The sequence below is a fragment of the Novosphingobium sp. genome (assembly GCF_027489515.1).
Classification (GTDB): domain Bacteria; phylum Pseudomonadota; class Alphaproteobacteria; order Sphingomonadales; family Sphingomonadaceae; genus Novosphingobium.
This window is the reverse complement of record NZ_JAIXZS010000074.1, coordinates 1-25,197: the sequence shown is the minus strand read 5'-3', so window position 1 is coordinate 25,197 and position 25,197 is coordinate 1. Positions and strand designations below refer to the sequence as shown.

The window sequence follows — 25,197 nt, the reverse complement described above, 5'->3', positions numbered from 1 at the left end:
CAGAAGCAGACGATCGAGCTGGCACATATGAACGACCTACTTTGGTCGGGTGCCGCCGGAGGCCGAACGACGCGACTTGGGACTTACCCGCCATTCCACCGTTAGATGGTAAGCAGCAAGTTCATCGCTAAAACCGGACACTCTGTGAGCGGTTCGCTGGGCAAGAAACCAGACGGCAGATGGGTCGGCATATGGCTCGTTGCCTCAGGGGCTGAGGTGTGAGGCCTCAGCCGGAGATCAGTCTGTACCCGATGGCTGGTTCGTTGCGAATGCACGAAGATTGCGGCTCTTCCCCCAACTTGCGGCGGATGGCGCGGATCGTGACGCGCAAGTACTCGAGATCAGCCTCGTGCGCCGGACCCCAGATCTTCCGAAGAAGATGGGCATGTGTCACGACCCGGCCCGCGTTTCGTGCAAGTTCGGCGAGGACGGCATATTCCTTTGGAGCAAGATGGACTTCGATACCGCTCTTGGACACGCGTCGCTTGGGAAAGTCGATTTCCATGTCGCCCGCCGTGACCGCTTCCTCAGCTGGTGTCTCGCGGCGCGCCCGGTGGCGCAGCGCGGTGCGGACCCGCGCGGTTACTTCGTCGGTGTCGAAGGGCTTTGTGATGTAATCGTCGGCACCCAGATCGAGCGCGGCGACCTTCTCATCCGTCGCTTCGCGCGCCGAGACGACCAGCAACGCCGCCCCGCTGCGCTTGATGAGCGGCACCAGTTCGAGACCGTCCCGGTCTGGCAGGCCAAGATCCAGCAGTACGACTTCGGGGTGGTCTATGCTCAGCGAGGCCAACGCCTCGCGGGCGTTCACCCCCTCGACTACGCGGTAGTCTTGCCGCTCCAGCGCCCTGCGCAGCAGGCGCCGGATCGAGGCTTCGTCATCCACGACCAGGACTACGGTTGCATCCGTCATGCGATATCTTCGGCAGAGGCCGGGCTGATGAGCGATGCAGGAAAGCCGATCACGAACCGAGCGCCGGTGTGGTCCCGCCTGTTCTCGGCCCGGACCTTGAGCCCCATGGCTTCTGCAAATCCTTTGACGATGGCAAGTCCGAGCCCGGTGCCGCCCTTGCGGTCGGAGCCGTCGAGCCGGGTGAAGGAATCGAAAATCCTCATTTCCTCTCCCGCGGGAACTCCAGGTCCTTCATCACAGATAGCCATGTCGATACCGTCAGGCTTGCGCACGGCAGCGATGCGGATCGGCGTGCCGGCCGGACCATGTTTGGCCGCATTGTCGATCAGGTTTATCAGGCAATGATGGAACAGCCTGGGATCAATCCTGACAAGCGGAAGGCTGGGGGGAATGGCAATCTCCACAGGGTGTTCGTCGAGCACGCGGCGCAGGTCGTGCGCTGCAGCCGAGACGGCCTCTGCCAGATCCACCGGTTCGAGCGACTGCTGGAGTGCACCCGCTTCGATCCGTACCATGTCGAGCAGATTGGCGACGAAGCGGTTGACGCGTTCGGCCTCGCCACGCGCCTCGCTGATCTGTTCGCGCTGCAATGTGTTGGCAGGCTCGATTTCGGCCAATAGCCCAACCACGGCCGTCAGCGGCGTGCGCAAGTCATGGCCTACGGAAGAAAGCATCGCCGCGCGCAGCCGGTCACGCTCGCGCATCTGGGCAACATCGGTCATCTGCTCCTCGAGTGCGATCCGCTCGAAGGTCTGCCCCGCCTGATCGAGCAGCGAGAGGAGCAGCGGCAACTGATCAGGCCGGATTGGCCGGCCTGCGTCGCGCCGCGCGAGGCCGATCACGGCATGGACCTGGTCTCCCGAGGCGATCGGATGGAAACTCCATTCCGACGCGGTAAGCGTATCGGACCCATTGCCGGCGGCGCGGGCCTGATCGAAGGCCCATTGCGCGGCTGCCATTTCGATTGCGGCGATCTGCGCACCGTCTGGCACGGACGCCTCGACGGAGAGCTCGCCGGCATGCGGGCGAAGCAGCACCGTGTGAGCATCGAACAGTCGGCCAGCCTCGCCGCAGAGCAGCATCGCGAGCTCGGCGCGGTGCCTGATGCCGGTAAGCTGCCGGGCAAAACCGGCAAGTGTCGAGTTCTGCAAGGCGCTCGCACGGGCCAGTTCCGCCTGATCGCGGGTCTGCGCGGCAATCTGGCTCGCAACCACGGCAACGCCCAGCAGGACGAGCACGGTGATCAGGTTCTGCGGGTCGGAAATGGTGAAGGTGTAAAGTGGCGGTATGAAAAAGAAATTGTAGGCGAGCGAGGAAACTACAGCGGTCGCAAGCGCCGGGCGCAGGCCGAACCGTGTGGCCGCAGCCATGACGGGCAGCAGATAGAGCAGGGCAACATTGGTGATCGACCCGAGGCTGGTGATGTACGAACCCAGCGCAGTGACCACAGCGGTGAGGCCGAATGCGATCGCATAGGCGCGCGGCGTCCCCCACGGCGAGACTGGACCGGAAGTAGACCGGCCCGCCTGCGGCATACTGGCCAACGGCAGCACGTGCACCGCGATGCCCGGCATCTCGCGCACGAGCCGATCGACGACGGAACCGTGGCGGAGCTCAAACCACCGCGATCGGGCCGATTTGCCAACAAAGAGCTGCGTGGCCCTCGCTTCGCTGGCGGCAAGCTTGAGCCCCTCGGTGACGGACGCGGCGGGGATCGTCATGATCGCCGCGCCAAGCTGGGTTGCAAGGTGGAGAACATCGGCAAGGGTCTTGCGCGCCCCGTCGCCAAGCTGCAGCGAACGCGGCGTCTCGATGTGGACGACTGTCCATGGTGCATGAAGCGCATCGGCCATCCGCCGACCGGCACGTACGAGTTCGGCGGCGGATTCCTGCTCGCTCAGCGCGACCATAATCCGCTCGCCCGAGCCCCAGATGCCGCCGAGCGCCTGCGCGCGAACCATTTCGAGGATCTGGGTATCGACCACTTGCGCGGCGCGGCGCAGCGCGAGCTCGCGCAAAGCGGAGAGATTGGACTTCGAGAAGAAATGCCCGAGTGCCCGGCTGGCCTCCTCGGGCACATAGACCTTCCCCTCGCGCAGCCGCTCGATCAGTTCATCGGGCGGAATGTCGACAACCTCGATCTCCGCCTGATCGAGCACGCGGTCGGGCACTGTCTCGCGCACACGGACACGGGTGAACGAGGCGACCAGATCGTTGAGGCTTTCGAGATGCTGGATGTTAAGCGTGCTCCAGACATCGAGCCCCGCGCCGAGCAGTTCCTCGACATCCTGCCAGCGCTTGTCATGGCGGCTTCCCGGCGCGTTGGTATGGGCCAGTTCGTCCACCAGCACGAGCGCGGGACGACGAGCAAGGATGGCGTCGATATCCATTTCCTCAAGCGTCTGCCCGCGATGCGCGAAGCGGGCCCTCGGCAGGACTTCGAACCCGCGCAGGCGAGCGGCTGTCTCTGCCCGCCCGTGGGTCTCAACAACGCCGACCACCACGTCGACGCCGCTGTCACGGCGTTCGGCCGCCCGGCTCAGCATCTCGAAGGTCTTGCCAACGCCGGGGGCCGCCCCGAGGAAAACCTTGAGGCGGCCGCGCCCTTCGCGCAGCGCTGCGCGCAGCAGGGCATCAGGATCCGGACGGGCTTCGTTCACCGCGGCGATGATGGACCGCCGACCGGCAGGGAGTCGAGAGCGAGGTTGAGTTCCAGCACATTGACCGTGGGCTCGCCAAGGATGCCGAACAACGGCCTTTGCGTGTGGGCATCGACCAATGTCCTCACTTGTGCCGCACCAAGCCCCCTTGCCGCAGCCACGCGCGACGCCTGGAACAGAGCCGCCTCGGGGCTGATATGGGGGTCGAGCCCCGAGGCGGAAGTTGTCACCAGATCGGCAGGAACGGGAGAACCTGGTGAGGGAGCAAGCGTGGCAAGATCAGTGCGGACGCGATCGGCAAGGGCAGCGCTGGCAGGGCCGAGGTTCGATCCCGACGAGGCAGTCGGGTCATAGCCCTTGCCCGCGGCCGAGGGCCGGCCGTGAAAGTACCGCTCGCTGGTAAAGGCCTGGCCGATCAGCGACGAGCCGATCACCCGGTCGCCGCTGCGGATCAGACTGCCATTGGCCTGCGAAGAGAACGCGATCTGGCCAATGGCGGTGAGCACCAGTGGATAGACAAGGCCGAGCAGGACCGCGAACAGGGCTGTCATCATGACGGCCGGCCGCAGGGCGGAAGCAATGTCCTTGAGCATGAAACCGGTTCCTCAGGCGAGATGGAGGGAAGCGACCGCGATGTCGATCAGCTTGATGCCCGCGAACGGCGCGACAAGGCCGCCAAGGCCGTAGATCGAAAGATTGCACGCCAGCAGCGGTCCCGCACCTATGGGGGTGTACTTCACGCCTTTGAGCGCCAGCGGCACCAGCGCCGGGATGATCAGCGCGTTGAACATGATCGCCGAGAGGATCGCGCTTTGCGGGCTGGCGAGGCCCATCACGTTGAGCACCCCGAGGCCGGGATAGAGCGCGACGAAGATCGCCGGGATGATCGCGAAATACTTGGCAACGTCGTTGGCGACCGAGAATGTGGTGAGCGCGCCGCGCGTCATCAGCAGCTGCTTGCCGAGCCCGACGATCTCGATCAGCTTGGTCGGATCGCTGTCAAGGTCGACCATGTTGCCGGCTTCGCGCGCGGCTTGGGTGCCAGTGTTCATCGCGACGCCGACGTCCGCCTGGGCCAGCGCGGGCGCGTCGTTGGTGCCGTCGCCGCACATTGCTACCAGCCGGCCGCCCTGCTGCTCCTTGCGGATCAGCGCCAGCTTGTCCTCCGGGGTCGCCTCGGCAAGGAAATCGTCGACCCCTGCCTCGGCTGCAATCGCCGCTGCGGTCAGCGGGTTGTCGCCGGTGATCATCACCGTGCGGATGCCCATGCGGCGCAATTCGCCGAACCGTTCGCGCACCCCGGCCTTGATCACGTCCTTGAGCGCGATCACGCCAAGCAGCGTTCCGCCATCGGCCACGGCGAGCGGCGTCTGCCCCTGCCGCGCGATGGCATCGGAGGCTCGGCGCAGCGCCTCGGCGGCAGGGGTGTCCAGCGTTGCGGGGTTGGCCCGCAGCACCGCATCGACCGCCCCCTTCTGCACCAGCCGTTCCCCCAGCCGCAGACCGGAGAGACGGGTCTGGGCGGTGAACGGGATCACCTCGGCCCCGGCGGGAAGGCCGCTTTCGGCAAGACCGAAGGCATCCTGCGCGAGCCGGACGATGGACCGACCCTCGGGCGTTTCGTCGGCGAGGCTCGCCAGCAGCGCCGCATGGGCAAGCGCACCCGCCTGCACGCCCGGCAGGGCCACAAATTCGCTCGCCTGCCGGTCGCCGATGGTGATCGTGCCGGTCTTATCGAGCAGCAGCACGTCGACATCGCCCGCTGCCTCCACCGCGCGGCCCGACTTGGCAAGCACGTTGAAGCGCACCAGCCGGTCCATCCCGGCGATCCCGATCGCGGAGAGCAGCGCGGCAATCGTGGTGGGGATCAGGGTGATGAGCAGCGCTGCCAGCATCGCGACGGGTACGCGTCCCCCGGCATAGGCGGCGAAGGCCGGAATGGTCGTAACCGCGATCAGGAAGATGATGGTGAGGCCCACCAGCAGGATCGTCAGCGCGATCTCGTTGGGGGTCTTCTGCCGCTCCGCGCCTTCGACGAGCGCGATCATGCGGTCGAGGAAGCCTTGACCTGCCTCCTGCGTCACCTGCACCACGATGCGGTCGGAAATGACGCGCGTGCCGGCGGTGACGGCCGAGCGGTCGCCGCCCGCCTCGCGGATCACCGGAGCGCTTTCGCCGGTGATCGCGGCTTCGTTGACACTGGCGACGCCTTCGATGACTTCGCCGTCAGCCGGGATGAGATCACCGGTCTCGACCACCACGGTGTCGCCGCGCTTGAGCCGGGCTGCCGGAACGCTGCTGCCATCGGGCAGGCGCGCGACGAGATCGGACTTGGTGGCCCGCAGCGATGCCGCCTGGGCCCTGCCGCGTCCCTCGGCCAGCGCTTCGGCGAAAGTGCCGAAAAGCACGGTGAGCCAGAGCCAGACAATCAGCTGGATCTGGAACCTCACTGACAGACCGCTGCCGCCGACACCGAGCAGCACGGTGAGGAGAAGCGCGACCACGGCGGTGGTGAACAGCACCGGGTTGCGCACAAGCTGCGCCGGGGCAAGCTTGCGAACAGAATCGCCAAGAGCCGGAATGACGAGCTGGGCGGAGAACATCGAGGAAGGTTGGGACACGGATGTTGGTCCTCAATAGGTGGTGCCGGCGAGGCCCGTCACGTGATCCGCGATCGGGCCAAGCGCGAGACTTGGCAGGAAGGTGAGGCCGCCGACGAGCAGGATCGTGCCGATGAGCAGTGCGATCCACAGCGGGCCGGTGGTGGGAAACGAGCCAGCGCTGGCGGGCGTGTGCTTCTTGGCCGCAAGACTGCCGGCAATGGCGAGCACCGGCACGATCATGAAGAAGCGGCCGAGCCACATCGCCACGCCGAGGAGGCCGTTGTAGAACGGTGTACCGGCCGAGAGGCCCGCAAAGGCCGAGCCATTGTTGCCCGTAGCCGAAGTGAAGGCGTAGAGGATCTCGGAAAAGCCGTGCGGCCCCTTGTTGAGCGGCCCGGCAAGGCCCGCCGGAAGCACTGCGGCAATCGCCGTGAAACCGAGGATGCACAGCGGAAGCACGGCAATCGCCAGCACTGCCAGCTTCACCTCGCGCGCCTCGATCTTCTTGCCGACATATTCGGGCGTGCGGCCCACCATCAGCCCGGCGATGAACACCGCCAGCAGGGCAAACAGCAGGAAGCCGTAGATGCCCGAGCCGACGCCGCCGATGACGATTTCGCCCAGTTGGATGTTGAACAGGGGAATGAGCCCGCCAAGCGCCGTGAAACTGTCGTGCATCGCGTTGACGGCCCCGCAGGACGCGGCGGTCGTGACGGTGGCAAACAGGGCGCTGGCCGCGATGCCGAAGCGAACTTCCTTGCCTTCCATGTTGGCCCCGGCACCACCGAGGTGGTGGAGCACCGGTCCGCCAACCGCTTCCTGCCAGTAGGCGATCGATGCACCCGCCAGGAACAGCGCCAGCATGGCCGCGAGGATCGCCCAGCCCTGACGCGTGTTGCCCACCGCCTTGCCGAAGCACCAGGTCAGCCCTGCGCCCAGCACGAAAATCGACAGCATCTGGACAAGGTTGGTCAATGCGTTCGGATTTTCGAAGGGATGCGCGGAGTTCGCATTGAAGAAGCCGCCACCGTTGGTGCCGAGCATCTTGATCGCTTCCTGCGAAGCAACCGGCCCGACGACGATGGTCTGCTTCGCGCCTTCGAGCGTCGTCGCGTCCACCGTGCTCGCGAGCATCTGCGGCACGCCGCTGGCGATGAGGAACACGGCATAGACAAGGCACGCCGGCAGCAGGACATAGAGCGTCACTCGCACGAGATCGGCCCAGAAGTTGCCGACGGTTCGGGTCTCGGTCCGCGCAAAGCCGCGGAACAGCGCAAAGGCGACGGCAATGCCGGTCGCGGCGGAGAGGAAATTGTGGATCGTCAGCCCTAGCATCTGGCTGAGGTTCGACAGCGCCGCCTCGCCGGAATACCATTGCCAGTTGGTATTGGTCACGAAGGCAACGGCGGTGTTGAAGGCGCCGTCTGCGCCGAGCCCGGGCAAGCCGCGCGGATTGAGTGGCAGCAAGCCCTGTAGGCGAAGCACCGCATAGGTGAACAAGGCCGTCACCACCTGGAATGCAAGCATATAAAGCGCATAGGCACGCCAGCCTTGCTCGCGCTGCGGGTCCACGCCCGAAAGACGATAGAACCCGCTTTCGAGCGGACCGAGCACGGGGTGCAACAGGGTGCGCCGCCCTTCGTAGATGGCGTGGAGCCATAGCCCGAAGGGCTTGGCCAGCAGCGCTACCAGCGCGGTGAAACCGAAGATCAGGACCCAGCCTGCCAGAGTTGTCATGACAGGGTTCCTTAGAAGCGCTCGGGTCGCAGCAACACGACCACGAGATAGACAAGCAGGCCCGCCGCAGTCAGCGCGGCGAGCAGTTCAGGCAGTGGCATGGCGGGATCCTCAGGCGCGTTCGCAGAGCGAGATGAAGCCGGCAGTCAATATGGCGAGACCGGCAAGGGCGCCGATCCAGAGCAGGTCGGTCATGGGTTCTTTGCTTTCTGAAGGAGGAAACAGAGGGCGCGGCGGAAGTGGTTGCGGGCGGAACCACTCTGCTCCGCCGACCAGCAGCGCGAGACCGGTCCAAATCAGCAGGACCGCAAATGCGGCGAGGCCGAAGCCGATGGCACTCTCCATCTGCTGCTTCGGCACGCGTCCGACACAGGCTCCGGCAATACCGAGGCCCGCCAGAATGAGGGCCCCTGCAAATCGCAGTCCTGAATCTATCCAGCGCGCGAGAGGGTGATTCCGCGCGACAAGCGCCTGAAGATCCATAAGCCGCTCCATTCGGTCGGCGATCCAGTGCCGCGAACGAGCGTTAAGCTTCTAGGGAAAGGTCGGCACCGCGGCGTAAAGGATCCATAAGGGAGCTCGCATCCACTGCGATGCAAGGCAGTGGAAACGTCTGGTTCTGGTCAAACAGGCCATTCAGGCACAAGCTGCTTAACGGCAAAAACTGGTCGTTTGCCGCCGGAAGCCAAATTCGGATCGTGGGACGAAGCAGCTGTTCTCGGGGTATCAGTGGCAATGCGGGCTTCGACACAGCACAACATTGGAACACGTTCCGACCAATCTGACCATTTTGACGGCGTCTCTATTGGCCGAGTGCAGGGATCGAGGAGGGAGCAATACTGTGGCATTGTAATCCCAGGTGACTTTGGCGCGAGGCGTAGGAGTCGGCCAAAAAGGGGGCCGCGCCTTCGGGGCAGCGCGATCACGGCAATCCAGGGTGGTCGAAAAGTGCGCAAAGTGAAGGTTCCGACGCACAGTAACTTCAGCCGTAACAGGGCGGCTGGTGACCAGACTGCTCGCGAACACAGGTGTCTTGCATGAATGCCTCCGTCCGATCGTAAGCGCGGGCCCATAGGTAAAGCCGGACAACACCGAACAGGGGGTTCTGCAGGTGCGCCATTGTGGACGGCTTCACGAATCGGAGTCACCGGGAACCGCCGCCCCTGCGCCATCAGATCGCGAAGTCGGCGGCAATCGGGGCAGGCCAAGGTATCTGTTGGCCAATCGCCTTCGGTCGCCTCAGATCACCAGAATGTCTGCCGCCGAAAGCGCGGGTCCGCCAGTTAGCTGGGCAAGCATGATTGCTGCGTTGCCGCCGGGACCATCAGCATCATAGCTTAGCTGGCCGCTATCGGCATCATAGAGCACGCGTGGTGCCGACGCGCCAGGAGTTCCCGTGCCGAAGTCCGCTGCGCTCAGCCTGCCACCGGCATCACTGGCCAGCGCCGTGAACACGCGGCTGTCGAGCACAATATGATCAAGGCCGGCGCGGAAATCGGTGATGGTGTCAGGCCCGGACCCGCGGGTTGGCAAGAGGTCGATCCGAAACGAGTCTGCGCCGTCGCCGCCCGTCAGCGTGTCAGTTCCCTTGCCACCAGCGAGAAGGTCGTCGCCCGGGCCGCCGACAAGCGTGTCGTTGCCATCGGTGCCATTCAAGGTGCGCGGGCGATACTCGAAGGCAAGGGTCTCGAAGCCAGTCGCGACCATACCGTTGGCGAAGGTCCACGTGGTGACTCCGCCACGCACTTCGGTGGTGTAACTGACCAAATTATCTGTGATGACAACCAGTGCATCGGTCCCTGCGCCGCCGTCGAGTAGATGCAGACCATAGTCGGCGCGCACGCTGTCGTTGCCCGCGCCGAAGGTCAGGGCATACTCCTCGAAGCTCTTGAAGCCCCAGCCGCGCACCGGCAGTACGACCGTCCCGCCGATGGTGAGCGTGAGATTGAGGGGCCCTGCCGCTGAGAGATCGGCGGTGATCCGGTCGATTCCCGCGCCGCCGTCGATTGCAGCGCGCTGGCCGCCGATGGTCACGCGGTCGTTGCCGCCTCCGGCATCGATCACGTCACCGTTGCCGCCGAGATCGGTGAGCTGGTCATCGCCATCACCCAACGCGACGACGTCTGTGCCGAGCCCGCTGTTGACCCGGTCGTTGCCCCCACCGGTGGTGATCGAATCCGCGCGCGTGCCGCCAGTCACAAGGTCGTTGCCGGAACCGGTGATGACGAAGATCTGCTCGATCGCAACCAGCCGGACCGGGATGGCAGGTCGTCCGCCACTGTCAATGCCCGGCAGCGAGAGCGCGGTGAGCTGGATCGACAAGCTGGCCGTGGCCGTGGCCGTGCCCATGTCGATCTCGGCCCGGTCAACACCGCCGCCGCCGTCGAGTGTGGCGAGGCCGACCACGGAGCGCACCTTGAGCACGTCGTTACCGCCCATGCCCAGCAGCGTGTCGCCGCCACCGTCGCCGTCGAGCGTGTCGTTGGCGTCGCCACCCTGTAGCCGGTCCGCATTGATCCCGCCGCGAACCGACACGCCGACACCCACCGCGTCTGCGGAATAGTCCAGTCGTTCCAGGTTGCTGTAGGCAATCCCGCCAAAGGTGCCGCTGCCACCTGCGGTGAACTCTGCGCGGCCGAGGTCGGCATTGAGCCCGATCACCACGAGCGTGTCGGTGCCCGTGCCGCCGTCGGCGATCCCGCCGTTCTCGAACACCAGCCGATCATCGCCATCCATGCCTTGCAGCGTATCCGAGGTTGCAGCAGCTTCGGCCGGGCGGCTTTCGAGGCCCGTGCCGTAGAGGATATCATCGCCCGCGCCGCCGAGAATCTGATCACTGCCGCGCCCGCCGCGGATCACATCGTTTCCGGCACCCGCGCGGGCAAAGTCGTTACCGCCGGACAGCGTGATGTCGAGCGTCTCGATCCCGGTCAGCTTGAGATCGGGTGCGACAATCGTACTGCTGGTGAGGGTAAATGAAAGCGGCGTGGTGCGCCCTGCATAAGAGAAGCGCGCCGTATCCCGACCGCTCCCACCGACAAGCACGACCTGTGCTGCAGGGGCGGCGGCGCCGGGTTCCAGCACCAGCAGATCATCACCGATCCCGCCGAAGAACTGGTCGAGCCCGTCTCCACGTAGTTCATCGTTTCCGCGTCCGCCGTAGAGCTTGTCGGCGCCGCCATCGCCGAACAGAACGTCGTTGCCGATGCCCCCACGGATCACGTCGTTACCGCCGCCGCCATGGATGAAATCGTCGTCCGCTTGGGTCAGGTCGATGGTGCTGCGCAAGTCGGCGCGAATGGTCTCGTCGTCCGGCCCACCGAAGATCACCTCGGCCTGATCGCTGCCGCTGATCTGATCGTTGCCAGCATCGCCGTCGATGCGCGTGATGAACGCGCCGTAGTTGCCGCCGTTCACCACGCTGATCGTGTCATCGCCGAGGCCGCCTTCGATGGTGCTGGCGCTGTTGCTGGCAAGGATCAGGTCGTCGCCGTCACCGCCGTAGGCCGTGTCGCCGCCCAGACTCGCCGAGCCGCCTGGCGTGACGAAATCGCGCATGTCGATCAGGTCATCGCCCGCGCCGCCGCGCACCCGGTCGCGCCCGGCCCCGCCGTAAAGCGCATCGTTGCCGTTGCGGCCGCTCAGGCTGTCATTGCCAGTACCGCCATAGAGCACATCATCGCCGATCCCGCCTCCGATCTGATCGTCGCCCGTGCCGCCGCCGGTCATGTGGATGCGCTCGATACTGGAAAGGTAGGTGCCGTAGCTGCCGCCGCCTTCGCCGGGCAGGAGAATGGTTTTGGTCACGCCCCCGACCGTCGTCTGGAGCTGGACGTCACCGGCCCCTGCATCAAGGTGGAAGCCCTCGGACGTACCGAACTCAGTGCCTTGGGGAAGCTTGATGTAGAGCGTGTCGGTGCCGATCCCGCCGAAATAGTGGCCTGACAGACCGCCGACCAAAACGTCGTCACCGGCCTCGCCAAACAGTTCGTCGCGTCCGCCGTGTCCGTCGATGTAGTCATTGCCCGAACCGGCGCGCACCACGTCGTCCCCGGCGCCGGTCACTATGGCATCGCTGCCGCCGCCGCCACGCACTTCGAAGGCTTCGATCCCCTCCACAGTCGTGCCGTTGGTGAGGGTAACCGCGCTATCGTAGAAGACGGCTTTGGCCCGCGCGAAATCAGCGAACTGGTAGCCCGCTGAGATCGCCTCTGCCACACCGTAGACGCCGATTCCAAGGATGAGCCGGTCCGTACCAAAGTTGTTGCTGGACTTCGCGCCCTCGCCATAGACCTGCATGCCAGTCATGGTCTTGGTCACGTTGAACGTGTCATTACCCGCGCCGCCATTGAGCACCGCACTCTTAGAGCCCCAAAGCTGGTCGTCGCCGTCTCCGCCATACAGCGTGCCGCCGTCGGATCCGGCATAGAGCTTGTCGTTGCCGGCCACCCCGTTCAGCTCGTCCTTGCCGGTGCCGCCGCGCAGCGTGTCGTCGCCGTCGTTGCCCTCGGCAATGTCCTGCACGCCGTCCGCTTCGTCGACGTAGATCACGTCGTCGCCGTTGCCGCCGCTGACGATGTCCTCGCCGGTTCCCGCACGGACCGTGTCCTCGCCGTCGCCGCCGTCGATGCCGTCATCACCCGCATCGCCGAAAAGCTTGTCGTCTCCGGCATCGCCAGCGACCACGTCGTCGCCGGCATCGCCATGGATGAGGTCGGCGCCTACCTGCCCGCCAAGCGTATCGCCGCCACCGCCCCCATTTATCGTGTCGCCGCCGGCGCCACCATCGAGGTAATCGCTTTTGGCACTGCCGGTGAGGGTGTCTTTCCCCGAGCTGCCGAAGATATCGAAAGTCTCGATCCCTTCGTAGGTCACAGCCTCGCGGATCGCCGTGGCTGCGAGCAGCGTGCCCGAACCGGAGTCTGAGAGGTTCAGCGTCACGCCGCCCCCGATGAGGCCGAAACTGGCTTTGAGGTAGTCGGCGCCGCTGCCGCCACGGATGGTCTGGCCGCCCTTGGTGGAAAGGAAGATCGTCAGGCGGTCGTTGCCTGCCCCACCGTCGTAGATGCCGGGGCCATACGCTTCGATCTCGTCGTTGCCCGTGCCGCCCATGATTGTCTCGGGCCGCTTCAGGTCCGAAAGGTCGCCGAAGAGCATGTCATTGCCGGCGCCGCCCTCGATCGTATCGGAACCGAGCCCGCCATGGATTTCGTCGTTTCCGTCGTTGCCGTTCAGCGTGTCATCGCCCTTGCCGCCTTCGATGAAGTTGCGCAGCGCATTGCCGTTGACCGTGTCGTTGCCGTCCATCGCATCAACGCCAACCTGACCTTCGGCGAGATCCAGCGTTTCGGGCGCATCGGTGCCGGTCACTGCGACGTGGGTGTCGACCACCGTTACGATGTCGGGCAACGTGATCGTGTAATCGCTACCCTTTGCGCCTATACTCTGCGTGACCTTGAACAGCTCCTTCTCGGGCGGATGCCACAGCCACTTCTCGATTGTCTGTTCTGGAATGGCATAAGGATTGAAGATCAGTTTGAAGTATAGCAACCCGAGCTCGATCGTCGCCGCTGCCGAGAGTGCGACGTTGCTGTCCGAATGAATGTGCAGCGTGTAGCTCTCGGTGATCTTCGTGCCGAGCTGGTCGCCCTGTGAGAAGGGCAGCGTAACCTTCGTGCCGAACGTGACGGCCTCATCGAATCTGGTGATATAAGCGCCGCCGTCCCCTTGCTCCTCCACTTTCACCCGGCTTTCCACGCCGCTCAGCGTCACCGAAAGATCCTGCTTGAGCGAGAGACCTAGGTTGAACGAGAGGTGCAGCAGATCCCATTCGACAATCGCATCGAGCGGATCGCTTTTGACGATAATCTCCCCGCCGCGGAGCACCTGTCCGATGCCGGGAATGAATTCGAGTGGCAGCACCTTGAGCTCGCCCATCTCGGGCCCGGTTGCGTGGTTCGCGATGGCCACGCCGATCGCGCCTAGGCCTGTGCCGCTGCCGCTGACCGAGAGATCGGGCAGACGCGGTGTGGTCAGCAGGCCTTGAAACCCGGTGGTCGAGAAGGTGGCCGGTGCATCTCCCTGCTTGAGATCGATGAGGGTAGATTTTGATGCAAGCGATCTGCCGAAGAAGTAGCTATCCTCATTCTTGTAGATCGAACCAAAGGGGGTGTAGACATCGATCTTCTTGAAGCCGATGCCGAAATCGCCGCTGGTGTTGATGCCGAAGCCCAGCACGGTCTCGCCGTCCTTCGGCAACACATTGCGTACGCCGAACGAAAAGGCGGCCTTGTTTGTATCGAGCACATAGGGGGCGTAAAGATCGACCCGGCCATCGCCGTTGCTGTCAAACTGGGCATCGAACGCTGTGGTGGCAGAGCCTGTTGCCTGAGTGGAGCCGAGGTTGAAGGTGTAGTCCAACGAGACGCCGAGGCTCAGGCCGGCATGGAACTGGGTCTTAGCACCAAAGCCCGCCAGACTGGCATTGATATCGATGTAGTTCGCGCCGGGCGCATGCGACGTGAACGGGATATAGGCGAGAATTTCGTTCAGCTCGGCATCGGACAGCGATCCGATCCCGAGTTTGTAAGTGTTGGCATCCAGCAGTTGTATAGTGGCACCTTCCGGGCCGGTGCCCCAGTTAGGCTCAAGCTGTGAATCTCCATCCACCATCGCGTGCATCCCCCTTTGATCGGCGGGATGCCCCCACGCCGCGATCATACAGGCCTCAATCGTAGTCTTCGCGGCAATGGCAAAATACCTCCGCATGGAGGTATTCTGCGATATTGCCCGTCCTTACCGTTCGTGCGAACGATAAACTTGGGTCGAATGCAAATAATCAAGATCGCGATATTGTCTTCAGTCTGTCTCGATGAGCTGCTCGCCCGATGCCTTCGTCTTCCGTCAATGCCCAACTCAAGCAACTGCGCCTGACCGCCGCGCTGGGCCTGCCCGCCTATCAGGCAATGGCGCTGATCACGGCGCAGGTAGAGCGGTTGATCGGCTGTTCGTTTGCCAATTTCTTCTGGCTCGATGGCGAAGGGCGGCCCTGCGATGCCTATCTGCGCGATTACCTGCCCGAGGCGATGGATGCGTTCGTCGGCAACCATGCGGCGTTGGAGCGCGATCCGCGTGAGCCTACGCTGGACAAGTATGCTGCGCTGCCGCCACGCGTCGGGGCGGGGCGCATGCTGATCGAAGGGCCGGAGTTCCGCCGCACCTTGGTCTACAACGACGTGTTCCGGCCCTATCGCATCGAAGGCTCGCTTGAGCTCGTTGTCCGGGAGCCAAGTGGCCGCGCGCGCGGCATCCTGATGGTCAATCGCAGCACCAACCGCCAGACATGGACTCGCCGTGAGGCCGCCATCCTCGCGGCGATCCACGATCATGTGCTCGCCGCGCTGGCGGGCCCAGCGGTTAAGCCTGATGTCGCCTGCAGCGCCACCATGGATGACAGCGCGCACCTGCTGGTCGATGGCGGCGGGCAGATCGAGTATTCGGCGGGCAATGCCATCACGCTCGCCATGCAGCACGCCGATCTGGCTTTCTCGCCTGACTTTGATTTTTCTGCGCTCGGCCAAAAGCTGACTCCGGCGCTGCACGCGCTGCTGGACCGTGCGGCGACGATCCGGCGCGGCCTGCCTTCCCCGCCGGCCCACGAAGTGCGGCGCACACGGCACGGCGAAATCACCGCCCGCGTGTTACACTGCAACCCCGGTCCGGCTGGGGAGTGGAAGAGCTGTGGCCCCTCTGACGAGCGCTACATGGTTTGCCTCGAACGTCGTCCGCCGCTCGCCGCCATCGTTCTGGGTAATGCCGCCGCCTTGCCGCTCAGTGCACGCGAGCAGGAACTGGCTGTGTTTCTGGCGCTCGGCCTATCATCGACCGAGGCGGCCGAGCGCATGGCGATTTCGCTGACAACACTGCGCACGTACCTCAAATCAGTCTACAACCGGACCGACGTGGCCGGACGATCCGGCCTGTTGGCCTTGCTGCGCGGCGGATCCCCTCCTGCGGCATAAGCGGCCTGCTTGCACATCCCGGAGGTTGTTTTCATGAATGGCTCCCGCCGCGGCGCCGCCTTCAAAGGAACGTTACAAAACAGCTCGGCTCAACTGGCGCGGGGATCTGGTTTGCTGCAGCCGGAAACGAACGCCGCCTCGTGGGACATTTTTGCCGTTCCGCGCCGCGGCTGCGAATGTCTGGCTACGCCGAAACCGGGCGTTCGCAGGACCGTGAAGAGCGCGCCGCCAGCCTACGTCTCGCCCGCCTACAAGGTACCGATAGTGATGCGACCGGAATCGCTGCGGTGGAAGCCCTCGGCAGATCGCGGTGTCGCGTACAAAGCCATCGGCGTGCTCCCGCACCGCGGCCTTGTCATTCAGGGCATCAAACTCGATGCCGGCACATCGGTGGACCTGACGCCGGCGGACACCTTGCGCTTCCTGTTCATCACGCAGGGATGCGGGGCATTGGAGGGCAGGGAACTGAGGCGCTGGAGCGTTGTGCGACCTGCGCCCGGTGAAGGCGGCCAATTCTCCGCGCAGCAAACGCTGGAAGCGCTGGAACTGAGCGTCGGCAAGGTGGATCGACCGGAGTAGGCGGGCGATTACGGTCACCCGGATTGGCGCGGAAGGCTCTAGCGCACCACCTGGAGCACATCGCTCCATGAAACGAGCTTGAAGTTCTGCGCGGCAGGCGCGTTGTTGCCGTCCTGCACGACCAGCAGTCCGCGCGGATAGCGCCGTCCGAAGCGGCCGGGATGGAAGGCGATGCCGTCCGTTTCCTCCGTCGAGCCCAGCTTGCCCGCGGCGATGCGGAACCGTCCGGCGGGCTCCAATCCCGGCAAGCGATAGAGCGCATAAGCATTGTCGCCTTGGCTCGAGGCAATCAGCCAGCCACCGTGCCGCCCGGCAGGTGCCAGTGCCAGACCTTCGACATCGGCGACAAGCTGCGCCCCGTCCACCGCCGCGACAAGACGCCCCGTCACCGCACCACCGGCGCGTGCATCGAACGCCCAGATGCCGCGATCCTCCTCGCCCACATACAGCGTGCGGCTGCGCGGATCGACCACACAGCCTTCCGTCTGCGTCGCGAGTTTCAGCTGTCGGACGATCCGCCCGCGTGGGGCCAACCCACGCAAGCTGATCGCCACTTGCGTCACCGTGCCGTCCTTCAGCACCGAGAACGCATGCACCCCCGCGCCGACGCGCATCAAGCACACGCCATAGGCCTCGCCCGCGCCGCCACTTATCGTACCGAGTGGCCGCAGCTTCGTGCGCCGCGTGTCGAGCTGATAAAGTCGCAGCCGCGCCGCCGCCTCGTCATTGCGGTCGCTGGCCACCACGATCACTCCGCGCCAGCCCATGTCGACGAGATCGACATTGTTGAGCCGCCCATCGGGTGAGAAATCGCGCACCTTGCCATCGAGGCCGTAAAGGTAGAGCCCGGCCTTTTTGTCGGTGGCGACGATAAGGCTGCGCGCGGGGCGCCGCGGATCGTGCCAGATCGCCGGATCGTCCGCCGCATCGGCTGCGGCGGTCCCGACCGGCACTGTCTCGCCTTTTGCTGCAACGCTGGCCGTCACCGGTGCTGCGGGCGCAGACTGCGGCAGGGCTGTCAGAATGAGCCCTGCCACCAGCCCCGCCACCAACCATCGCCGCATCAGAACGCGTACCGCGCGACGACCTGGAACACCGGGCCGGCCGTTTCGGTTTCGAGTTCATACTCGTCGAACTTGCGGCCGCGCTGGTCGCCGATCGTATCGAACTTGTTGAACACCTCATCCTTGCTGCCATTGAGCAGGTTCGAGCCGACCGCGCGGAGAGTGAAACGCTTGCCGAAGCGCTTTTCGACAAAGACTTCGAGATCAGCCCCATAGCTGGTGCGGATTTCTTCGCCTACGGTGCGGTCCTGCGCGGGGCCTTGCTTGCGGTAGGTCGCGCCAATCGTCCCGCCGATCTTCGGGAAGTTCTGGATCACGCCGAAGTTGTAAACGTACTTCGACTGCCCGTTGAACCGCCGCTCGCCGAAATCGTCGCGGATGCGGCTGTCGATCAGCGAGGCATTGCCGAACACGCCGGTATCGGGAAGGCCGAGGAAGCCCAGGCTGGTCGAAAGGTCGAATTCCACGCCCCAGACCTCGCCGTTGCCGGTGTTGCGCGGCTGGAGAACGAAGGTGCCTTCGCCCTCCGAGCCTTCCGCTCCGGTGTTCACCAGTTCGACCACGTCGGTGATCTTGCGGTAGAACACGTTGACCCCGATCACGCCGGTGCGGCCGATGCGGTGTTCATAGCCAAGGTCGCCGCCCCACGACTTTTCCGGACGAAGCCGCGGATTGCCCTGCAGGTCGTTGTCGCCATATTCGGCCTCAAGCAGCGCCGGCGTAATGAAGTCGAAGCGGGGACGGCGCACGGTGCGCGCGGCAGAGGCAGTGATCCGCCCCCGACCGAGCTCGATCCGCACCGATGCGGAGGGCAGCAGGAAGTCGTACTTGACGCTGGAGGTTGCGTCAGCCGCATCGACGGTGAAATCGGTGATCCGCACCTTGGTGTTTTCCCACCGCACGCCGGCCTCGAACTTCACCGCGCCGCGCTTGCCTTCAAGCAACGCATAGAGATCGCGGCGTTCCTCGCGAATGCGGTTGAAGCCGCCGGGGGTATCTTCGGGCGTTCCGAACGGCGACGAAAACACGTCGGGCCGCTGGGTCAACTGGTCATAGGCGGTCACTTCCGCCCCGTCGTTCTCGCTCTCGCCGATCTTGTTCTTGCGGTTCTTGTCCTGCGCGAAGCCGCCGAATGCCATTCTGACGCCGTCGCCCAGCTTCACCATCTGCTCGAGTTCGAACGCCAATTCGGTATCGTCGATCCGGGTGCGGGTGAACTGGCCTTCGTACTCGGCAGGATCCTCGTCGGTATCGAAATCGATCTCGTGCTCGAATTCCTGCGTGCGGTCGCGAAAACCGGCGAAGCTCACCCGCGCGCTGGTCTTGCCCCAGTCGGTCTCGTGGCTGAACTTGCTGGTGATCGCATAGCTGTCCTGCTTGATGTAGACCGGATTGTAGTTGTCGGTCAGCAGGTTGCCGTCTGGCGTCAGGTTGATCGGGCCGGTCGTGGCGGTAGGGTCGTCATATTCGAACGAGCGCTCGATCTGGTCGCGCTCGGTCCGCACGTAGTTGCCGGCGATCTCGAACTTGGTGCCGCCCTGCTCCATAACCCAGCTGGCATTGCCGGCGTAATCAGTGCCGTCTCGCACGTCGGATTGGTCTTCGCGATTGTCGAATTTCTCGGTCTTGTAGTTCGGGTTGTTCTCGGGCGAATCGCCGTATCGCAGGCTCTTCTTCTTCTTGGGGTTGTAGCGCCCTTGCACGTTGGCGCCGAGGAGAAGCCTGCCCGGCCCGAGCTTGCCGCCATAGTAGAGGCCGCCGCTGGGCTTGGCCTCGCCATCATCGAAGAAAAGGCCGCCGGCGCGGACATAGCCCCCATCCAGGCTGAGTGCATCACGCAGCACAATGTTCAGCGTGCCCGCCACCGCATCGCCTGTGCGCCGCGCCGAGGACGAGCGCACGATCTCGACCTGCTTGATCAGTTCGGCCGGGATGCGGTCGAGGAAGAATGAGCGATCGGCGTTCGAGCCGGGCACACGCTCGCCGTTGATGGTGATCTGGGTATAGCCCGGATCGAGCCCGCGCAGCCGCGCGCCGTCGCTCTCGATCACGTCGGACAGGAACGTTACCGAAGGTACGCGCTTGAGCGCATCGCCAGCGGTCAGCGGCTCGAAGCGGCGGAAGTATTCCTCGTCATAGACCAGCTTGGGCTCGACCCCGTCTTCCACGCGGTTGCGGAAGCCGATGTCAGCCTGGACCACAATCTCGCGCGCTTCGCGCGTCGGCCCATCGGGCGCGTCCTCTTGCGCTGCGGATGCGGGCTGCGCGATCAGCGCTCCACCAGTAAAGAGAAGCGCATGCGCGATCACACGCAAGGAAGGCCGAGCCTTGATCCGCATAGCCATGGAAGAGCCTCGTTCGGTTGGAGCCGAGGCGCGCGCTATTCTTACCAGAAGGCATTTTGGTTACACAACGAAGGATAGCTTGCAGAGAAACAAAACGTATAGAATCAGCAATGCAATCAGCGAATTTGTATCAGCCTCGCCGAGCGTTTAGTTCCAGCCCCTCCCTTTCGGGATAGGGCTCGCGCGATTCTGGGTCTCGTGTCCAAACAGCCATGCCGCTGCCGGTCCCAATCATTCAGCGCGGCGCAGATGATTGCTCCCACCCGCCACCCAGGCTGCGAAGCAGGAAGACCTCGCGCCGGGCGAGGCGGCGGGCGGAGAGGGTGGCGAGGAGCTCGGTCTCAAACGCGGTGCGCCGCGCATCAAGTGCAAGCAGCGGATTGGCATCGCCGAGCCGCACACGCGCCTCAGCGCGGCGCGCAGCGGTATTTGCATCCGTTAAAGCGGTTGTCAGCGACCGGTTGGCACTTCGTTCGGCATCTGTATCTGCCAGCGCTGTTTCCACTTCGCGCAAGGCCCTCAGGCACGTAACACTCTCTGGCTATACATATCGCCCGGCAAGCGACCCGCCAATTTCGATGCCACAGCCCGAATTTACCGCACGCCAGTCGTAAAGGACGTCCGGCTCAGGCACCCATCGTTCTCAACTGCAGCGACTTCCGCGAAAGAGATTAAGAGTGGGCCAGAGTGAGCCTTTGGAGATCACGTCGTTTCACAAGCGCCAAAGTGGCACATACATCGCGCCCGCAGATGCGCGAACCTCCTCAAACAAATCGCTCATTGCATTTAGGCTGGACTCAAGTGCCTCCGGGGTTGATCCGATGCTTGACAAGACGTGCGTCAGTCGAAGACCGAACCGGTCAGGAGCGATCTCGAACTCTTCGATCTCGGCAATGTCCGCTGCAAACATCGGTCCAAAGCGGTTCCACCACAGCCGCACCGTCCCGTGGCAGATGTCGATGCCGCGCTCAAAGAGCAGGTCTTCGACGTTACGCAGGCTCAGCGGAAACCGCACGTACATCAGCGCGACAAGGCGGATCACCTCCAGCGAGGAGTGGAAATAGCGGAACAGATTAGCTGGTTTGCGAGGGCGTGGCATGCCCCTCCCCTACCTGCTGCCGCGGGAAGGCATGCCACCCAAACACAAAAAGCTGCTGCGGATTAATCACGAGGAGGGGTTGCGCGTGCGCCGACGCGGTGGGTGCAAACTGGCATCGGACACTCGGGCGCCAATGATCCTGCATATGGTCCGAACCAGCGCAGGTTGCTCTACTTTGTCTCTGACTGCTTGGTCAGCGGTCAGCGTTTCCGTATCCTGTGCGTGGTCGATGACTTCACGCGCGGGGTGCCTGTCGCTGGTGGTCTTCGCATCGCTGTCCTGTGCAGGGGTGGGCAAGATACCGACCACCCTAATCAACCTGCGGGGCAAGCCTCACCCTTTAGGTCGTGACAATGGGACAGAACCGCCTCGTCTGCCATCCTGCGATGGTCAGAAGTTCGCTAGGTCGAGTTGCATTACAACGCACAAAGCAAGCACATGCAGAATGGCTACGCCGAGAGCTTCAATGGCCACATGGGCAATGAACTGCTCATCGGGTCCCTTTGACTTAGCATGGATCACTCTCACGTCCAGATCGCAGCGTGGGAGGAGGATTACAGCCACGAACGGCCATAGTCAGCCCTTAGATACGAGTCGCCAGCGGCCTTCGCCGCTGAATTGCAATAAGCAATGGCCTGTTCGGCTACGCCCTATGGGGCTCGCTGCACAGGCCATTGCTTACACCGCGCTCATGCGCAAGATGAAGATCCGGCTCTAATCCCAGCTGGTGGAAAGCTGGGGGTCACGTCACACAATATGGTCGCACGTCAGGCTTCTGCAGCGAATGCAAGCAACAGACTGTCGCCTGCATGGTTCAGCGGGAGAAACGCACCTTACGGCACGTTTGTCGGATAGCAGCTACCAAGACCAACCAAGCCTTTGGCAACCCTCATGAGCTATGGCCAATCCGCCTTTCGCCTATGCGGTTATGCTTCGAACAGGATCGATGGGCAGTGGAGCCGACGCACTAGAATCTATGCCATTATCTGCCACAGGGAATGGCTTCTGGCACCTTCTAGGCAGTTGAGATTTCACTAGAGATCAGACCGTATGGACGACATATGCGTTTCGATTCATATCTTTAAGAACTCCAGTTAGACTATTAAGGGCATTCAGTAAGCGCAGCGAGACATAGCATCGCGAGGCGAGACTTCCTTTCGTCAGTTTGATCCATGATCGACCATAGGATGCGGCGACTGAAGGCTCCGAAGGCGTCAATTTCCCTTTAGTGCAGGTTGCGCTCGCAAGAAACGGACTCATTGGTCACAATTGAGCTCTGAAAAATAACCGAAATATCAGCACAGAAAGCGCCACGAGCTCTGTCCTGCGCGCCCAAAGATGCCTCCAGCAATGTCCGAAACGAACCTATCTGCCAAAATGGTAGCACTTCGAAGTGCGCAATTGGAATGGGTCTGCCACATTCCGCCCAGGGCGAAGGGGCAAGACACGTGACACTGGAGCCATTAGTATCGCAGACAAAGCGGCTGACTACTCGTCAGTTCGAGTGCGCAAGACTTGCGGCCAAGGGGCGAACATCAAAAGAAATCGCACGCGAGTTGGGAATATCGCCATCGACAGTTGACAACCACATTGTTGCTGCCATGGCTGCAGTCAACCTAGATCGTCGTTCCGATTTCAAAGATTATTTTCAAAAATTTGATAACCTTCGAAATAATCTCAATAGCTCGCCCGATTCAGATTTAAAATTTCTGAATTATACTCAAAAATACGATGGCATTAAGGATAATATCGAAGCAGATAGACCGACGATGCTTGAAAATAATATAAAAAAACTATACATCTACTCTTTTCTATTCTTATCCGGATTACTAATTTGGATTTCGATGATTATTGTAATTATAATTATAATTATGCGAATTATGCGTTGACATTTCTGGAGTTATTATTGTGGATGAGGGTAAATTTCAATCTACTCATGAAGATGCCGTGCCGGAAGCCGCATCAAACACTTATAGCACATTCCCTCTGCCTGGCGTTTCTAGAAGTAAGCGCCTACGCTCTGCCTCTGTTGCCGTTCTGTCAGACCGCAGTTACATTCGCTCCCAGATCGCTGAAGATGTCTCAGCAGCTGGTGTCTTCAGGATCGAAACCCGAAACATCTCAGTCGCTGATCCGGACAAGCCCAGCAATCCATTACATGGATTGCCTTTTGCCGATATTGTTATTGTGGACTGCGCCGCTGCATCAGAAATGCACCTTGACCTGATTGAAGCGATAGATCGAACTGCGATTTCGCATGGATCGCAACTCATTGTTTCGACAAGCACTGACTGCTTGGATGCTGTCTTTGCATGCGTAACTCGATGCGATACGCAAATCTTAGTTTCTCCCACTAGAGCAGATCATCTTGTGGCATTGGGCCAATCACTGGCCCGCATTAGCCACACCGTGCGTGAGTTGTCTGACGAGGACCGTCTGACGCTTATTCGCCTGACTGAACAGGTCACGGAGATTGCGCAGAAAATCGAAGGCCTCTCTGGCGCAGCAAACGAGCGAGCCAATCCATCGCCGGCCTTCAGTTTCAGCGATATGGCCTCTGATAACAGGCCACAGGATGAAGGTGATAGACTGGTCCGGAGCGTTCGACCACCGCTTCCTGATGCTCGACTCGTGCGAAGAATCATTCGGCAGCGTCAATTGCGAGCTCGGTTCTTCGACGGCGATCTATTTGCGGACCCGGCGTGGGACATGCTTCTTGACCTTACTGCAGCCCGCGTCGAACACACCCGGGTATCCGTCACGTCCTTATGTATTGCTTCGGGCGTTCCACCCACGACTGCACTACGCTGGATCGGCCAAATGACAGAGGCTGGCCTGTTAGAGCGTGTCAGCGATGAAGAAGACCGGCGACGAGCATTCTTAACTCTGTCAGATCGAGCCGCTTTAGGTATGGCAAGGTATTTCTCCGAAGTTTGGAAATGATGGCCCAAATAAACAAAAAATAAATTTTTAAATTCTATAAAACTTTTTTCGATACAACGTAAAATGTTTGAAATCTAATATTCGCAGATATCTAGAATTTTTTCTTAATTATCTTAGATTATTTTTGAGATTAAACAGAATGCATTGCCGCTGCAGCCATGATCTGCAGAATGCGGACAAATTTGCCAAGATGTGCCTCGGCTCGCTGCCCCTTTTGGTCTGCCGCTTAGACAGAGGAGACCATCGATGCATCATTGCTGACTCAAGGACGGGCATTTCTGGCATAAGTCTATGGCTGGCCAGCCCTGCTTCGCCCCCACCGAGGATCGAATTCCTGCATTGTCGTCTCATCGGCACACAGCCGCTCTGATCATCGCAATCGCCCGAGGATGTATTCGCGCAAGGACAGCCGATACCTTGCTGCCCGTGCGACCCACTCTGCAATGGTGGATGAGTCAGGTTGGAGGCTATGTCGGGCTGAAATCTGGCGTACTTGGCGACCAGCACTTGTACGATCAGCGCTTCAGTCGGAATGCCGCGTTCGACGATCATTGCCGACGCCCGAGCGTGGAAGGTCGCGCTTTCATACCCGCGGCAGCCTTAACACGGACGAAGTGTAACCATAACGGTGAAGGTGGTTGGCCCGAAATTGAGGCGCTCAGCCATGTCCTCGGTGATCTGGTGGAGCGCATCGCCACAGCTGCGGTTCGCCTTGTCCTTGACGTCGACGATCTTCTCGCCCCGTTCGAGATGGACTTTCCGCGATCGCCTGTCGGTCTTGCGCAACTGTTCGGCTGCCAACCGACGCCATCTCCACTTTTCTAGCGCAGACTCGAACTGATCGGGATCGAGGTGCTCGGTTCGGCGTCCGGAACGGTGACAATGCAAGGCGTCGACGATCGCCTTCAGACGCTTGACCTCGCCGTACTGAAGCCTGGAGCGCATCGCGCTCGCGGGTGAGGTCGTGAACATGCGAATGATGCGTTTCGACGTAGTTGGGAAGGTGAACCTCCATAGACACTGGAGCAGTGAGTCTGGCCAGGAATGCCCCGTCAACCGGCAACCTGCGGGGCAGTCGGGCATCGCCCACCATGTACTCGGCGCCGGTCCAGACTATCTAGGCTCAGGACTCATTGATTGAGCCAGAAGATGACGGTTGCGGCGATGCAGATGGCGGACATGAACGTGTGGGCGCATCGGTCGTAGCGGGTATGGATGCGTCGCCAGTCCTTG

17 protein-coding genes and 2 pseudogenes are annotated in these 25,197 nt (G+C 62.3%); 6 read left to right on the top strand and 13 right to left on the bottom strand.

What is annotated here, in order from left to right:
- Window positions 1-226 precede the first annotated feature (226 nt).
- The 8 genes from Q0082_RS13500 to Q0082_RS13465 all read right to left on the bottom strand — a co-directional run bounded on the left by Q0082_RS13500 (window position 227) and on the right by Q0082_RS13465 (window position 14,585).
- Complete coding sequence (locus tag Q0082_RS13500) at window positions 227-913, bottom strand: response regulator transcription factor (protein ID WP_298193491.1); 687 nt, start codon at window positions 911-913, stop codon at window positions 227-229.
- On the bottom strand, window positions 910-3,573 hold the full coding sequence (locus tag Q0082_RS13495; protein WP_298193489.1) for a sensor histidine kinase KdpD: 2,664 nt from the start codon (window positions 3,571-3,573) through the stop codon (window positions 910-912). Before Q0082_RS13495 ends, Q0082_RS13500 begins: the two co-directional genes overlap by 4 nt.
- Entirely contained in the window at window positions 3,570-4,166 is a 597-nt protein-coding gene (kdpC, locus tag Q0082_RS13490) for a potassium-transporting ATPase subunit KdpC (RefSeq protein ID WP_298193487.1), read from the bottom strand. The genes Q0082_RS13495 and kdpC overlap by 4 nt, the downstream gene beginning before the upstream one ends.
- 12 nt (window positions 4,167-4,178) lie before the next feature.
- On the bottom strand, window positions 4,179-6,176 hold the full coding sequence (gene kdpB / locus Q0082_RS13485) for a potassium-transporting ATPase subunit KdpB (protein WP_298193519.1): 1,998 nt from the start codon (window positions 6,174-6,176) through the stop codon (window positions 4,179-4,181).
- 30 nt (window positions 6,177-6,206) lie between these two features.
- The gene (kdpA, locus tag Q0082_RS13480; RefSeq protein WP_298193485.1) at window positions 6,207-7,913 is read right to left on the bottom strand and encodes a potassium-transporting ATPase subunit KdpA; all 1,707 of its coding nucleotides are present in this window, start codon (window positions 7,911-7,913) and stop codon (window positions 6,207-6,209) included.
- Window positions 7,914-7,924: 11 nt separating this feature from the next.
- Window positions 7,925-8,014 carry a K(+)-transporting ATPase subunit F gene (kdpF, locus tag Q0082_RS13475; protein ID WP_298193483.1) on the bottom strand — a complete coding sequence of 30 codons (90 nt, stop codon included), beginning with the start codon at window positions 8,012-8,014 and terminating at the stop codon, window positions 7,925-7,927.
- Between the two features lie 10 nt (window positions 8,015-8,024).
- Complete coding sequence (locus tag Q0082_RS13470) at window positions 8,025-8,396, bottom strand: hypothetical protein (RefSeq protein ID WP_298193482.1); 372 nt, start codon at window positions 8,394-8,396, stop codon at window positions 8,025-8,027.
- Between the two features lie 756 nt (window positions 8,397-9,152).
- Window positions 9,153-14,585, bottom strand: coding sequence for a hypothetical protein (locus tag Q0082_RS13465; RefSeq protein WP_298193480.1), 5,433 nt, complete (start codon window positions 14,583-14,585; stop codon window positions 9,153-9,155).
- Between the two features lie 215 nt (window positions 14,586-14,800).
- On the opposite strand from Q0082_RS13465, the gene Q0082_RS13460 reads away from it, so the two are divergent.
- Window positions 14,801-15,934, top strand: a complete 1,134-nt coding sequence (locus Q0082_RS13460; protein WP_298193478.1) for a helix-turn-helix transcriptional regulator — start codon at window positions 14,801-14,803, stop codon at window positions 15,932-15,934.
- Window positions 15,935-15,967: 33 nt separating this feature from the next.
- A complete protein-coding gene (locus Q0082_RS13455; protein ID WP_298193476.1) occupies window positions 15,968-16,513 on the top strand; it encodes a hypothetical protein in 546 nt (181 codons plus the stop codon).
- A 38-nt stretch (window positions 16,514-16,551) separates the two neighbouring features.
- Here the strand turns inward: Q0082_RS13455 and Q0082_RS13450 are convergent, their stop codons facing one another.
- The gene (locus Q0082_RS13450) at window positions 16,552-17,550 is read right to left on the bottom strand and encodes a phytase (protein WP_298193474.1); all 999 of its coding nucleotides are present in this window, start codon (window positions 17,548-17,550) and stop codon (window positions 16,552-16,554) included.
- 26 nt (window positions 17,551-17,576) lie between these two features.
- Window positions 17,577-19,922 (bottom strand): outer membrane beta-barrel protein, encoded by a 2,346-nt coding sequence (locus tag Q0082_RS13445; protein ID WP_298193471.1) that lies wholly within the window; start codon window positions 19,920-19,922, stop codon window positions 17,577-17,579.
- 253 nt (window positions 19,923-20,175) lie between these two features.
- Between Q0082_RS13445 and Q0082_RS13440 the strand changes: the two genes are divergently transcribed.
- Window positions 20,176-20,364: a hypothetical protein gene (locus Q0082_RS13440; protein ID WP_298193469.1), complete on the top strand. Its 189-nt coding sequence runs from the start codon at window positions 20,176-20,178 to the stop codon at window positions 20,362-20,364.
- A gap of 459 nt (window positions 20,365-20,823) precedes the next feature.
- On the opposite strand, the pseudogene Q0082_RS13435 reads toward Q0082_RS13440, so the two are convergent.
- Window positions 20,824-21,021, bottom strand: a pseudogene (locus Q0082_RS13435) (IS6 family transposase); the annotation flags it as partial.
- A gap of 411 nt (window positions 21,022-21,432) precedes the next feature.
- Here Q0082_RS13435 and Q0082_RS20135 point away from each other — a divergent pair.
- The 3 genes from Q0082_RS20135 (at window position 21,433) to Q0082_RS13425 (ending at window position 23,964) form a co-directional block, all read left to right on the top strand.
- Window positions 21,433-21,528, top strand: a complete 96-nt coding sequence (locus tag Q0082_RS20135) for a hypothetical protein (protein ID WP_366522563.1) — start codon at window positions 21,433-21,435, stop codon at window positions 21,526-21,528.
- Window positions 21,529-22,427: 899 nt separating this feature from the next.
- Window positions 22,428-22,910, top strand: a complete 483-nt coding sequence (locus Q0082_RS13430; RefSeq protein ID WP_298193466.1) for a helix-turn-helix transcriptional regulator — start codon at window positions 22,428-22,430, stop codon at window positions 22,908-22,910.
- A gap of 19 nt (window positions 22,911-22,929) precedes the next feature.
- Entirely contained in the window at window positions 22,930-23,964 is a 1,035-nt protein-coding gene (locus tag Q0082_RS13425) for a winged helix DNA-binding protein (RefSeq protein ID WP_298193464.1), read from the top strand.
- 600 nt (window positions 23,965-24,564) lie between these two features.
- On the opposite strand, the gene Q0082_RS13420 is transcribed toward Q0082_RS13425, so the two are convergent.
- Together Q0082_RS13420 and Q0082_RS13415 are read right to left on the bottom strand one after the other, a co-directional pair.
- Window positions 24,565-24,936 carry a hypothetical protein gene (locus Q0082_RS13420; RefSeq protein WP_298193461.1) on the bottom strand — a complete coding sequence of 124 codons (372 nt, stop codon included), beginning with the start codon at window positions 24,934-24,936 and terminating at the stop codon, window positions 24,565-24,567.
- A gap of 158 nt (window positions 24,937-25,094) precedes the next feature.
- Window positions 25,095-25,197 (bottom strand): annotated as a pseudogene (locus tag Q0082_RS13415) (IS5/IS1182 family transposase); the annotation flags it as partial.

Coding starts and splice junctions, on each gene's coding strand:
- Q0082_RS13500 (WP_298193491.1), bottom strand. CDS start 913: ATGACGGATGCAACCGTAGTCCTGGTCGTGGATGACGAAGCCTCGATC.
- kdpC (WP_298193487.1), bottom strand. CDS start 4,166: ATGCTCAAGGACATTGCTTCCGCCCTGCGGCCGGCCGTCATGATGACA.
- kdpB (WP_298193519.1), bottom strand. CDS start 6,176: ATGTTCTCCGCCCAGCTCGTCATTCCGGCTCTTGGCGATTCTGTTCGC.
- kdpA (WP_298193485.1), bottom strand. CDS start 7,913: ATGACAACTCTGGCAGGCTGGGTCCTGATCTTCGGTTTCACCGCGCTG.
- kdpF (WP_298193483.1), bottom strand. CDS start 8,014: ATGCCACTGCCTGAACTGCTCGCCGCGCTGACTGCGGCGGGCCTGCTT.
- Q0082_RS13470 (WP_298193482.1), bottom strand. CDS start 8,396: ATGGATCTTCAGGCGCTTGTCGCGCGGAATCACCCTCTCGCGCGCTGG.
- Q0082_RS13465 (WP_298193480.1), bottom strand. CDS start 14,585: ATGGTGGATGGAGATTCACAGCTTGAGCCTAACTGGGGCACCGGCCCG.
- Q0082_RS13460 (WP_298193478.1), top strand. CDS start 14,801: ATGCCTTCGTCTTCCGTCAATGCCCAACTCAAGCAACTGCGCCTGACC.
- Q0082_RS13455 (WP_298193476.1), top strand. CDS start 15,968: ATGAATGGCTCCCGCCGCGGCGCCGCCTTCAAAGGAACGTTACAAAAC.
- Q0082_RS13445 (WP_298193471.1), bottom strand. CDS start 19,922: ATGGCTATGCGGATCAAGGCTCGGCCTTCCTTGCGTGTGATCGCGCAT.
- Q0082_RS13430 (WP_298193466.1), top strand. CDS start 22,428: ATGGGTCTGCCACATTCCGCCCAGGGCGAAGGGGCAAGACACGTGACA.
- Q0082_RS13420 (WP_298193461.1), bottom strand. CDS start 24,936: ATGTTCACGACCTCACCCGCGAGCGCGATGCGCTCCAGGCTTCAGTAC.